This is a genomic window from Mesorhizobium sp. LMG17149, from assembly GCF_024518695.1.
Lineage (GTDB): Bacteria > Pseudomonadota > Alphaproteobacteria > Rhizobiales > Rhizobiaceae > Mesorhizobium.
Map to the genome: position 1 here is coordinate 451,622 of NZ_JANIFL010000007.1, position 11,742 is coordinate 463,363.

The 11,742-nt window shown below is 63.4% G+C and carries 9 protein-coding genes; 5 read left to right on the forward strand and 4 right to left on the reverse strand.

Going from position 1 to position 11,742, the window contains the following annotated elements; genetic code table 11:
- Positions 1–24: 24 nt before the first annotated feature.
- Positions 25–1,353 carry a dicarboxylate/amino acid:cation symporter gene (locus NP945_RS19435; protein WP_256747257.1) on the reverse strand — a complete coding sequence of 443 codons (1,329 nt, stop codon included), beginning with the start codon at positions 1,351–1,353 and terminating at the stop codon, positions 25–27.
- 167 nt (positions 1,354–1,520) lie between these two features.
- Here NP945_RS19435 and NP945_RS19440 point away from each other — a divergent pair, with 167 nt between their 5' ends.
- The 3 genes from NP945_RS19440 to NP945_RS19450 are packed head-to-tail and all read left to right on the forward strand — an operon-like array spanning position 1,521 to position 5,291.
- The gene (locus NP945_RS19440) at positions 1,521–3,479 is read left to right on the forward strand and encodes a sensor histidine kinase (protein WP_256747292.1); all 1,959 of its coding nucleotides are present in this window, start codon (positions 1,521–1,523) and stop codon (positions 3,477–3,479) included.
- Positions 3,476–4,879 (forward strand): sigma-54 dependent transcriptional regulator, encoded by a 1,404-nt coding sequence (locus NP945_RS19445; protein ID WP_256747258.1) that lies wholly within the window; start codon positions 3,476–3,478, stop codon positions 4,877–4,879. Before NP945_RS19440 ends, NP945_RS19445 begins: the two co-directional genes overlap by 4 nt.
- Complete coding sequence (locus tag NP945_RS19450) at positions 4,863–5,291, forward strand: N-acetyltransferase (RefSeq protein WP_128309491.1); 429 nt, start codon at positions 4,863–4,865, stop codon at positions 5,289–5,291. The genes NP945_RS19445 and NP945_RS19450 overlap by 17 nt, the downstream gene beginning before the upstream one ends.
- Before the next feature lie 81 nt (positions 5,292–5,372).
- Here NP945_RS19450 and NP945_RS19455 read toward each other — a convergent pair whose 3' ends face one another.
- From NP945_RS19455 to NP945_RS19465, 3 genes are all read right to left on the reverse strand, one after another.
- Positions 5,373–7,097 carry a Na/Pi cotransporter family protein gene (locus NP945_RS19455; protein WP_127272615.1) on the reverse strand — a complete coding sequence of 575 codons (1,725 nt, stop codon included), beginning with the start codon at positions 7,095–7,097 and terminating at the stop codon, positions 5,373–5,375.
- A gap of 78 nt (positions 7,098–7,175) precedes the next feature.
- Positions 7,176–8,324, reverse strand: a complete 1,149-nt coding sequence (gene pstS, locus NP945_RS19460; RefSeq protein ID WP_256747259.1) for a phosphate ABC transporter substrate-binding protein PstS — start codon at positions 8,322–8,324, stop codon at positions 7,176–7,178.
- Positions 8,325–8,536: 212 nt separating this feature from the next.
- Positions 8,537–9,652 (reverse strand): anhydro-N-acetylmuramic acid kinase, encoded by a 1,116-nt coding sequence (locus tag NP945_RS19465; RefSeq protein ID WP_256747260.1) that lies wholly within the window; start codon positions 9,650–9,652, stop codon positions 8,537–8,539.
- 371 nt (positions 9,653–10,023) lie between these two features.
- Here NP945_RS19465 and NP945_RS19470 point away from each other — a divergent pair, with 371 nt between their 5' ends.
- Both NP945_RS19470 and NP945_RS19475 read left to right on the forward strand, forming a co-directional pair.
- Entirely contained in the window at positions 10,024–10,716 is a 693-nt protein-coding gene (locus NP945_RS19470) for an SDR family NAD(P)-dependent oxidoreductase (protein ID WP_127268226.1), read from the forward strand.
- Between the two features lie 186 nt (positions 10,717–10,902).
- Positions 10,903–11,742 carry an ABC transporter substrate-binding protein gene (locus NP945_RS19475; protein ID WP_256747261.1) on the forward strand — a complete coding sequence of 280 codons (840 nt, stop codon included), beginning with the start codon at positions 10,903–10,905 and terminating at the stop codon, positions 11,740–11,742.

Sequence of the window (11,742 nt, forward strand, 5' to 3'; positions counted from 1 at the left end):
CTTTTACGCATTGACCGCGCGTCATTACTCGGCGGGAACAACGTCCGCCGGCAGGCTATCGTCGGCCGTGCCCGCCAGCGCTCTGGCCAGCTTGGCCTCGTCGAGTTCGCCTTCCCAGCGAGCCACCACCAGCGTGGCGACAGCATTGCCGACGAAGTTGGTCAACGCCCGGCACTCCGACATGAAGCGGTCGACGCCGAGGATCAGCGCCATGCCGGCGACCGGCACCGCCGGAACCACCGAAAGCGTCGCCGCAAGGGTGATGAAGCCGGCCCCGGTGATGCCGGCGGCACCCTTGGAGGAAAGCATGGCCACCAGCAGCAGCAGGATCTGGTCACCCATAGACAGGTGGATGTTGGTCGCCTGTGCGATGAACAGCGCCGCCAGCGTCATGTAGATGTTGGTGCCGTCGAGGTTGAAGGAATAGCCGGTTGGGATGACCAGGCCGACGACCGAGCGCTTGGCGCCGGCCTTCTCCATCTTTTCCATCAGCGAGGGCAGGGCGGCTTCCGATGAGGAGGTGCCCAGCACCAAAAGCAGCTCTTCCTTGATATAGCGGATCAGCGACAGGATGGAGAACCCGTTGTAGCGGCAGACCGCGCCAAGCACGACGAACACGAACAGGAACGACGTCACGTAGAAGGTGCCGACCAGCATAGCGAGATTGATCACCGCGCCGATGCCGTATTTGCCGATGGTGAAGGCCATCGCGCCGAAGGCACCAATGGGGGCCGCCTTCATCAGCACGCTGACCAGCTTGAAGATCGGTGTCGTCAGCGCCTGCAGGAAATTGAGCACGGGCGTGCCCTTGTCGCCGACCAACGCCAGCGCGATGCCGAACAGCACCGAGAAGAACAGCACCTGCAGGATGTCGCCGTCGGCGAAGGCGCCGACGATGGTCGACGGGATGATGTTCATCAGGAAGCCGGTGACCGACTGGTCGTGCGCCTTGGCGGCGTAATTGCTGATGGTCGAGGCGTCGAGCGTCGCCGGGTCGATGTTGAAGCCGGCGCCCGGCTGCACGACATTGGCGACGACAAGGCCGATGATCAGAGCCAGCGTCGAAAAGGTGAGAAAATAGAGCATCGCCTTGCCGGCGACACGCCCGACCTTCTGCAGGTCGCTCATGCCGGCAATGCCCGTAGTCACGGTCAGGAAAATGACGGGGGCGATGATCATCTTGACCAGCTTGATGAAGGCGTCGCCGAGCGGCTTCATGCTCTCGCCGACCGACGGATAGAAATGGCCGAGCAGGATGCCGACGGTGATCGCGACGAGCACCTGCACGTAGAGTTGGGCATAGAAAGGCTTGCGCTGCGCGGAAGACGCGCCTGAATGGTCTGCGATGTGCATCGAACTCTCCCTGGCCGGATGGGGCGGAGCGCCCTGCGTGACTTCTCCCATCGCGGCGCTCCGGTCGCACGCCGCTGCCAGGGAGTTTTGCAAGCGCTGTGCCAGTTCGCGGAAAGGCCGGAACCACGGGATTTCCGCCTTTGTCTGACGTCATGCGGCCAAAGCCTGTGCGGATTTCCGCACAGGCAGTGTTTGCCTGGGCGGATTTTCGCATTACACTGGCCGAAAGGCCGCGAGCAAAGGGGAGAGGGCAGACGCCGCAAGCAGGCACCGATAGCGGATCCCCCGGATTTGCCGGCCGTGGATTGCTGCGCGAGGCCGTGGCGCGGCTGCGCGATGGCCGCTGGGTTGCCGTGGTCGTCGCTCTTGCCTTTCTGGCCGGCGTGATCGCCATTGCCGGGCGCATCGCCTCCGGCCAGGCGGCCGATAATCTGCGCGAGACGGCACTCGCCGCACTGCCGCTGGCGGCGGGAACCCTGACCGGCGAAATCGAAAAGCAGCGCCTGGTTCCACTGGTGTTGGCCAGAGACGATGCGGTGCGCGGCGCTCTGCGCCGGGCCGGAAAAATGAAAGAAAAGGCCCTCAACGACAAGCTCAAGTCGATTGCCGGCGATGCCTCGGCATCCGCCATCTACATCATCGATACGGCAGGCATCGCTATATCAGCCAGCAATGCCGACGAACCGGCGAGCTTTGTCGGCATCGATTACAATTTTCGGCACTATTTCCAGGAAGCGATGAGCAAGGGTGCTGCCAGCCAATATGGCCTCGGCACAATCAGCGGCAGACCGGGGCTGTACCTTGCCAGCCGCGTCGACGATGGCGGCAAGCCGCTTGGCGTTGCGGTGCTGAAGGTCGAACTCGACGGCGTCGAAGCCAATTGGCGTTCCAGCGGTTTCCTTGTGTTCATCACTGATGAACGCGGCGTGGTGCTGGCTACCAGCCAGCCCGACTGGCGGTTCCGTGCGCTGGCGCCACTGTCGGCCGAGGACACCGCCGCAGCCCACGAGCAGCTCCAATTGGCCGATGCAGGCTTCGAGCCGCTGCCGATCCGGCGCGGCGCTGGTGACGGCCTGGCGACGATCGACAACGCGGGAAAACCGCGCCAGTTCGTCGAGGTGGTGCAGGATTTGCCCGCTGCTGTTCCTGGCTGGCGTCTCTGGCTGCTCACTCCCGCCGACGCTGCTCTTTCATCGGCCGCCAACACGGCGCGGCTCACCACGCTGCTTGGTCTGCTGCTGATGGGCCTGCTTGCCTACGTGCTGACCCGGCGCCGGCGAACGCGCAGGCTGAGGCAAGAGGCGCTGGCGCGGATGAATGCCGAACTGGAGAGCCGAGTCAGCACGCGAACGGCCGAGTTGACCCGCTCCAACACCGCACTTGCCGGTGAAATCGCCGAGCGCGAGAATGCTGAAGCCAAGGTGCGCCGGCTGCGCGACGACCTCGCCCAGGCCAACCGGCTTTCCATCCTCGGCCAAATCGCCGCCGGCGTGGCGCACGAGATCAACCAGCCGGTCGCCGCTATCCGCACCTATGCCGAGAATGCGGGCCGCTTTCTCGAAACCGGCAAAACCGAACCGGCCAGCGGCAATCTGACGTCGATCGTGTCGATGACCGAGCGCATCGGCGCGATCACCGGCACCTTGCGCACTTTCGCCCGGCGGCCGGGTGTCGCCGCTTCGCCGCTGCCGGTGCGCGAGGCGATCGACGGTGCGCTGTCGCTGCTGTCCGGCCGCATCCGCGATTCCGGCGTGACCATCGTCAAGCCGCGGGGCACCGCCTCGCCGGCGGTCATGGCGAGCCGCATCCGGCTGGAGCAGATCCTGGTCAATCTGTTGCAGAATGCGCTGGACGCTATGAAGGACCAGCCCGATCCCCGCATAGAGATCCAACTTGCCGAGCACGACGACAGGGTGCTGATTTCGGTGCGCGACAACGGCCCAGGTCTCGGCCCGGAAGCAGCCGGCAATCTGTTCATGCCGTTCCAGACCACCAAGGAGAAGGGGCTTGGCCTCGGGCTGGTGATCTCGCAGGAGATCGCCCAGGAATTGGGCGGCACGCTGCGGCTCGATCCCGGCAATGGCATCGGCGCATCCTTCACCATCGATTTGAGGCGAATTGAATGATTGAGGGATCAGGGCTGGTGGCGCTCGTCGACGACGATGCGGACCTGCTGCACGCCACAACGCAATTGCTCGAGCTTGCCGGCTTCGCTGTGGTCGCGCGCGACGCCGCCGAGGCAGCGCTTGCCGTTGTCGACAGGACCTTTGAAGGCGTGGTGGTCAGCGACATCCGCATGCCGGGCATGAACGGGCTGCAGCTGTTCGATCGCATCAAGGCGATCGACCCGGACATACCCGTGATCCTGGTCACCGGCCATGGCGACGTCGATCTCGCAGTGGCCGCGCTCAAGGACGGTGTCTACGATTTCATCTCGAAACCCTATGCCGGCGACCGCCTTGTCGAGGCGCTGAAACGGGCGAGTGAGAAGCGACGGCTGGTGATGGAGAACCGGCGGCTGCGCGAAGCCGCGGCCCTCGCCACTGACGGCCTGCCGCTGATCGGCGAGGCTCCTGCCATCAAGCGACTGCGCGAGACCTTGCGCCAGATTGCCGACATGAACGTCGATGTGCTGGTCGAGGGAGAAACGGGAACCGGCAAGGAAGTGGTGGCGGACCTCCTGCACAGATGGGGGCGACGGCGCGCAAAACCCTTCGTGGCACTGAATTGCGGTGCGCTGCCGGAGACGGTCATCGAGAGCGAGTTGTTTGGCCATGAGGCGGGCGCGTTCACCGGCGCGCAGCGGCGGCGGATCGGCAGCATCGAGCATTCCAGCGGCGGCACGCTGTTTCTCGACGAGATCGAATCCATGCCGCCGGCGCTCCAGGTCAAGCTGCTGCGCGTGCTCGAAACACGCAGCCTCACTCCACTTGGCTCGAACGACATCAGGCGCATCGATCTCAGGGTCGTCGCCGCGACCAAGGTCGATCTGGGGCGGTCGGACCAACGCGGTGATTTTCGCGAGGATCTGTATTTTCGCCTTAACGTGGTGACGCTGCGCATCCCGCCGCTGCGCGAGCGTCGCGGCGATATCCCGATGCTGTTTGGGCATTTCCTCGGCAAGGCGGCAGAACGGTTCGGCCGGCCCGTCGCCAAGGTGAATGCAGCTGTCAGCGATCATCTCCAGTCGCATGACTGGCCAGGCAATGTGCGCGAGCTTGCCCATTTTGCCGACCGTGTTGCGCTCGGCCTCGGTCCGGAAGATGAGAGGAGGGCGGTCTCCGCGCATTCGCCGGAGCCTACGGCAGCATTGCCCGAACGGGTCGGCCAATACGAAGCACAGCTCATCCGCGACGCGCTGCGCGACCATGGTGGCGAGGTGCGCAGCGCCATCGATGCGCTCGGCGTACCGCGCAAGACCTTTTATGACAAACTCAAGCGCTACGGCATTGCCGCATCAGAGTTTCGCAATGGCGGCGACGCCGACACGCAACCATCTCGGAAAAGCGATGAACACGACGCTTGAAACGACGGCAAATCCCTTGCCGGAAGAACTCGCCTTTCTCGGTGAACGGCTGACGGCGTTCAACGACGGCGATGTCGGCGCATCCGAAAGGAAGGCGCTTGTGGTGTTTGTGCGCGACGAGGATGGCGCGGTCGTCGCCGGCATTTCCGGTTACACCGCCTGGGGCTGGCTCTACGTGCAATGGCTCTGGGTCGATGAGCGGCTGCGCGGCCAGCACATGGCCGGCAAGATGCTGGATGCGGCCGAACACGAAGCGGTGGCGCGCGGCTGTCGAAACGCCTGGATCGACACCTTCAATCCGAACGCCGCCAAGGTCTACCAGCGTCAGGGTTACGAGCCCTTTGGAACGCTTGCCGATTTCCCTATCGGCCGCAGCCGCATCTTTCTACAGAAGAGGCTGGCGTTGGCCTGATCCATCCCGGCGGAACCGGGATGGACTGTCTTCCTGCCTGACCCGCAATCCGAACGAAGGTGGTTATGGTCCGGCGGACCGTTACTCGGCCGGAACCAGGCCTGGGTCTCCCATCGGGCTTGCTCTGGTTTCCTTGCGTGCCGACGCACGGGCGAGCACGCTTTGGCGGTTTACGGATCTGCGCTCGGCATCGATGCGATGGATCAGGATTTCCGCACGCTCGATCGACCCGAGCAGGGCCAGGATCGTGCCGCGTTCGGCGGCACCGGCATTCGGTCCGAGCGCCAGCGTGCGGGCACGCAGTTCCTCGACCCCGGGCAGATTTACATGGCCGGCCGGCATCTGCGGGCTGGAAATTCCGTAAGTAGGCAAGATTTCGCGCAGCGACGTGTCGAGCTTGTTCAGCGCGACGTCGACGATGGCTTGCGCCGGGTTGCTGAACTTCTCGCGCCTGACGCGGCGCGCCACCTGATGCATTGATTCCGTCAGGGCGGCCGTGAAGTCGGCTTCCTCGATCAGGCTGGCGATCAGATCGAGCTGTTCGTAAGGCAGATCCTCCTTCATCAGCGCGGCGGTGTAGGCGCGGATATCGCGGCTGAGGATGTCGGTCGCCAGATAGTGCTCGCCCGGATCCGACGGCGCCTTCTTGGAAGAGCGTGCGATGTCGAGGAACATGGCGCCGGCCTCCAGATGGCGGGCCGTCTCTTGCTGCACGGCGGGAATGGCCTTGGCAAAATCGCTGGCCAGTTTGCGGTCGAGGAATTTCGGCGTCGAGAAATCCTCCGCGTCGTCGGCATCCGTGTGGCCGACACGCGATAGCACCCGCTCGAACACGCCGATGAACGGGAATAGCAGCACTGTGTTGAAGACGTTGAAGAAGGTCGAGTAGAGGCCGACCGCGACCGGCACCAGGGGGAAGGTCTCCTTGCCGTCGACAATCACCGGAACGGCCGGATCGCCGCCGAAGAACTGCATGGCCCATTCCAGCACCTGGATGGAGACGAAGAACAGAGGGATGGTGATGCACACCCCGATGATGTTGAACGAGATGTGCGCATAGGCGGTCCGCTTGGCGTTCTTCGAAAGGTTGAGCGAAGCCATCCACGACGTGATCGTGGTGCCGAGATCGGCGCCGAGCGAGAAGGCGACGGCGGTTGTCCAGTCGAGAATGCCCGCCGCGCCAAGGCCCATGACGATGCCGATCGTCGCCGAGGACGAGTGGATCATCGCGGTCACGCCGGCGGCGATGAACACGCATTTGAAAAGGTTGAGGTAGGAGTCGGCCGTCAGCGTCTGCAGCAGCGCCATGACTTCCGGCAGGTTGCGAAGCGGACGCAGGCCGCCGGTCATCAGGTTGAGGCCGTAGAAGATCAGAGCGAAACCCATGCAGGCGAGCGCTATGTTCTTCACCTTTTCGCTTTTGGCGAAGCAGTAGACCAGCGAGAACACGCCGGCCAGGATCAATCCGAGCGGACCGAGCGGCAGGGCGATGAGCCCGTTGCCGAGCGTGGTGCCGATGTTGGCGCCCATGATCACGCTGATCGCCGGCCGCAGGGCGATGACACCGGCATTGACCAGCCCGACGACCATGACGCTCATCGCCGTCGACGACTGGATGACGCCCGTGATCAGCGTTCCCGCCAGCACGCCTTTGACCGGCGTACCGGCTGCCTTGGCGAGAAAGTCGCGCATCCGGTTGACCGACAGCGCCTGGATGCCGTTTGCCATGAAATCCAGACCGAGCATGAAGATGCCCAAGCCGCCGATCACCGGCACGAGGATGTCCTTGAAGATATCTATGTCCATTTCAGGCAGGCCCCCAACAAGTCGCCACGACGACGCGGTATGAAGTTCAGTTGCTGCGCAAGGCAGCTTTCGTTCGGGTCAGTTTCCGACCGGCAATTGCCTTGCCCAATACTGTTCGATCTGGCCAATGAGCGCTTTCGGCAGCGGCACATAGCCGAGTGCGGTGGCGTCGCCGGCACCTTGCGCGAAGGCGAGCCGGAAAAGATCATGCACGCGGCGATAGCGATGTTCCGAACGCCCCGCGACCTGGACAACGGCGAACACCGCCGTGCTGATCGGGTACGCACCATCTCCGCTGCGATTGGTGAGGGAGGCGAAGAAGTCGGTCGTTTCCCCCCAGGCGACGGAGGTGGCCGCTGCTTGCACGCCCTGCGGGTCCGGTTTGACGAACTTGCCGGATTTGTTCTGGACCGCTGCGAAGGGAAGGCCGGCGCGAAGAACCTGGCCGTATTCGGCGTAGGCAATCGCCCCCTTGCTCGCAGCCACGGCACGAAGAAGCGCTTGCGTACCTTCCGCGCCTGTCCCGAGCGGCCAGTCGATCAGAGTGTCGGCTCCAAGCTTCGTCTTCCAGTCTTCGCTTGTCGATGACAGAAACTCGGTGAAGACATAGGTTGAGCCCGAACCGTCCTGCCGGTGGATGACGCTGATGGCGAGATCGGGAAGGGCTATGTCGGGATTGAGCACCCTTATCGCAGGATCGGACCAGGACTTTATCTTGCCCAGATAGATGTCGGCGATCACCGGGCCGGAGAGGTGCAGACCTTGCTCCGGCAGGCCATCGAGATTGGCGACCACCGCGATCCCGCCCATGACGATCGGAAATTGCTGCTGGCCGTTCCTGGCGAGATCATCAGCCTGCACGGGAACATCCGTGGCGGCGAAATCCAGTTCGGGCTGCGCAAGCCGCATCAGGCCGGCAAGGGATCCGACCGGTTCATAATCGACGGTCCAGTCCAGCGTGAAGAAGTCGCCGCCGTCGGCGCGTGCAGCCTTGTATGTCGTTGCCCACTTGCCGATGATCGGCGCGGCCAGTGTCGACCCCGCACCGCGAATGGGCTCAGCCCGCGCAGCGGATCCGATCATGGCCCCGATGATTGCAAGGGCGAGCGCAGTTGCCGCCCCCGAAACCGTCGGCCGTGCACCGCGCAATAAGGCTAAACCTGCTGACAACATAAATTGAATCCCAACTATACTGCCGCCGCTATGTAGGCGCGCATCAATGGCCATACGCCTGCGAAATGAGGCGTCAGCTGAAAACAAGATCGCTGTTGTCTTGTATTAATTCTTCTTAACGGTTGGATGACAGTGGGTCCCGGCGGAAAAGCTTTTCGACTATTCCGAAGAACTTTCGACTGCAAAACCTGAGCAAAAAGCCGCATCGCCTGAAAGTCGGCCGGGCGGGAAAGGTCATCCCATCCCGTTCCGGGATGGAAGAGGCTCTAACCGGCGAGTTTTCCGCCCTGCATCGGCCGCGGTGCGCCGGTCGTGCTCGGAAAGCTGATCGGCAGGCCGCGCAGCACGCGCACCGCCAGGAAAGCAAAACACTCCGCCTCGACCGCGTCGCCGCTCCAGCCGAGGCTCTCGGCCTGCACCACTTCGACGCCGGCACGGCTGGTCAGCATCGCCATCATGGTCGGGTTGTGGCGGCCGCCGCCGCTGACCACCAGTTTTTTCGGACGGCTTGGTAAGAGGTCGAGTGCCTTGCCGACGGCTCCAGCGGTAAAGGCGGTCAGCAGTGCCGCGCCATCCTCCGCATCCAGCCCGTCCGCCATGGCGGCGCCGAAGTCGAAACGGTCCAGCGATTTGGGATAGGGCTTGGTGAGATAGGGGTGCTGCAGCAGCTTGGCCAGCCGCGCCTCGTCCACCTTGCCCGCACCGCCGAGCGCGCCGTCGCGGTCCATCTCGCCGAGCCCCTTCGACTTGATGAAATCGTTCAGCGGCGCGTTGGCGGGGCCGGTGTCGAAGGCAACGACATTGTCGGCGCCATCCCACCAGGTGATGTTGGCGACGCCGCCGAGATTGAGTACGGCCACCTCGCCATTGGCGCCGGCGCCGCGCATCAACGCCGTGTGATAGACCGCGGCCAGCGGCGCGCCTTGCCCCCCGGCGCGCATGTCGGCCGAGCGGAAATCGTAAGCGACCTTGGTACCCAATATGGCATGCATCAGCTCACCATCGCCGAGTTGCCTTGTCTGGCCCAGCCGTCCAGCCTGCGGCGCGCGATGCAGAACGGTCTGGCCGTGAAAACCGACGACGCCGATATCGGCCATCGTCATGCCATAGCCTTCGACCAATTCCTTGACGGCTGCTGACTGGGCACGCGTCAGGGCTTCCTCCGCGGTGCGGAAGATCGCCGGCTCCGGCCCGTCAAAGTTCCATGCCCGCGCCTCCGTCAGCGTCTCTTCCAGCAGGGAGCGGATCGACGGAGGATAGGGCATCAGCCGATAGGTGCCGAAATCCTCGATACGTTCGCCGTCGGTCTTGATCAGCGCGACGTCGATGTTGCCGTCCAGCACCGTGCCGGTCATCAGGCCGACGGCCCAGATTGGTTCCATAATCGTTTCCTTGTTGAGCATAATCTTTTCCGAAAACCGTTTCCCACTTTTCGGGACCACGCTCCAGTCCCATTGATGAGATCGCCGACAGCTTTACGAAACCTGACGATTCTACCGCCAAAATGTTGGTCTAATGAATCCGGGCGGCGGGCAAGGTCCAAGCCTTGTCCCTTTCGAAGTGGCGGTCTCGGTGCTGAAGGCCGAGCGGCTTTCGTAGCTCCACAGGCGATGTTGGACCGCGCAACGTCGTTTCTGCAGCCCGTCTGGTTCAACAGCCAACGAGATGCCACCTCTTGCCTGTCAGCCCCGAAGGCGCGACCTTGTCTGGTCTGGCGAACGCTTCCGCCGAAATCCGCAAGGGAGAGAAAATCATGACCTCATCCAATGTGGCCGTTATTGCAGGCGCGGGCGCTGGTCTGAGCGCCTCGCTTGCGCGCCTTCTCACCCGGGAAGGCTTTCGCGTGGTTCTGGCCGCCCGTAACGTCGAGAAGCTCAGCGCTCTGATCGGCGAAACCGGTGCTCTGGCCGTTGAGACGGATGTCGCCGACGCTGCGTCCGTCGCCAGGCTGTTCGACACCGCCGACAAGGCCGGCACGCTGGCGCTCGTGGTGTTCAACGCCAGCGCACGCACACGCGGCCCGATCGCCGAGCTCGATGCGGAAGCGGTCAAACAGGCATTGCTGGTCGGCGCCTATGGCGGCTTCCTGGTCGGCCAGCAGGCGGCGCGCCGGCTGCTTGTCCGGGGATCCGGTTCGATCCTGTTCACCGGCGCCACTGCCAGTGTGAAGGGCTTTCCCGGCTCGGCCGGCTTTGCCATGCCGAAATTCGGCCTGCGCGGCCTGGCGCAGTCCATGGCCCGCGAACTCGCCCCGCAGAACATCCACGTCGCCCATTTCATTATCGACGGCCAGATCGCGCCGCCCGGACAGGCAGCCGATCCCGACCTACAGGACCGCCGCCTGTCGCCGGACGCTATCGCCGAGGCCTATCTCGCGGTCCATCGCCAGCATCGCAGCGCCTGGAGCTCGGAGCTTGAGTTACGGCCTTGGGTCGAGACGTTTTGACAATCCAGACGATCGCCCGGCGGGAAGCAACGCGATCCTTCCGCTTTTCCTAATATATTAGGCAATGCTGATATTTTGTGGCGCTAAGCTGCTTGTCCAATACATAAAAAGGCTCAGTGTAATATACACGTTTGTTTAACGCGGGTTGTGCATGTTGCAGCTTTCCCGGGTTAATTGAGAACGCGCATGTCGGTTACACGTCGTACACTGCTTGCGGCCGGGAGCGGCGGGTTGCTGATCTCGCAAGCCCGCGCAGCCAGCACTCCGGGACAGCAGGCGGAGAACGCCCCTCAACCTATCGCGAGCGGCGATGCATTGCGCATCGCAATGCCGGCCTTCGCTTCCAATCCGTTCTTTCCGGCCGACGAATCGGGGGACCATGGCATAGACATGGAGCTGGCCCACGGCATCGCCGCGGCGCTTGGCGTCGAGCCGGTATTCGACCGATCCGCCGCAACGTTCGACGATATCGTCAGTCAGGTCAGTTCCGGACAGGCCGACATGGCGATTGGCAAGCTCAGCCGGACGCTTCAGCGCGGCCGGTCGATCATCTATTCCCGCCCCTACGCCATGCTGCGGCAAGGGCTGATCGCCAACCGCCTCAACCTGGCGCGTATCGCGCAAGGCAAACCGGCCGAACAGATAGTCCGTGATTTCTCAGGCGATCTTGGCGTGATCGAGGGCTCTTCATTCGCCACCTATGCGGCCACGACCTTCCCGCATGCGCAAATCCACCGCCTGGCAAGCTGGGATCTGATCATCGATGCGATCCGAAACGGGACGATCGACATGGCCTATCGCGATGATTTCGAGATCAAGAAGCTGATGGTCGACGATCCGTCGATGACGGTTGTCGCGCGCTCGATCACGCTGACCGACAAGGTCGATACGATCGCAGTCGGCGTGCGGCCCGACAATCCGCACCTCGCGGCCTTTGTCGATCTCTATCTCGATCTCGCGCGGGGTCAGCAGATTCTCAACACGGATGAGATCATCGCCCGTTATCGCCTGGGGAGCAAAGCCTGA

Bases quoted from the DNA above. Each gene is read 5' to 3' on its own strand.
- NP945_RS19435 (WP_256747257.1), bottom strand. From the start codon at position 1,353: ATGCACATCGCAGACCATTCAGGCGCGTCTTCCGCGCAGCGCAAGCCT.
- NP945_RS19445 (WP_256747258.1), top strand. From the start codon at position 3,476: ATGATTGAGGGATCAGGGCTGGTGGCGCTCGTCGACGACGATGCGGAC.
- NP945_RS19450 (WP_128309491.1), top strand. From the start codon at position 4,863: ATGAACACGACGCTTGAAACGACGGCAAATCCCTTGCCGGAAGAACTC.
- NP945_RS19455 (WP_127272615.1), bottom strand. From the start codon at position 7,097: ATGGACATAGATATCTTCAAGGACATCCTCGTGCCGGTGATCGGCGGC.
- pstS (WP_256747259.1), bottom strand. From the start codon at position 8,324: ATGGCCATTGATGCGCGCCTACATAGCGGCGGCAGTATAGTTGGGATT.
- NP945_RS19465 (WP_256747260.1), bottom strand. From the start codon at position 9,652: ATGGAACCAATCTGGGCCGTCGGCCTGATGACCGGCACGGTGCTGGAC.
- NP945_RS19470 (WP_127268226.1), top strand. From the start codon at position 10,024: ATGACCTCATCCAATGTGGCCGTTATTGCAGGCGCGGGCGCTGGTCTG.
- NP945_RS19475 (WP_256747261.1), top strand. From the start codon at position 10,903: ATGTCGGTTACACGTCGTACACTGCTTGCGGCCGGGAGCGGCGGGTTG.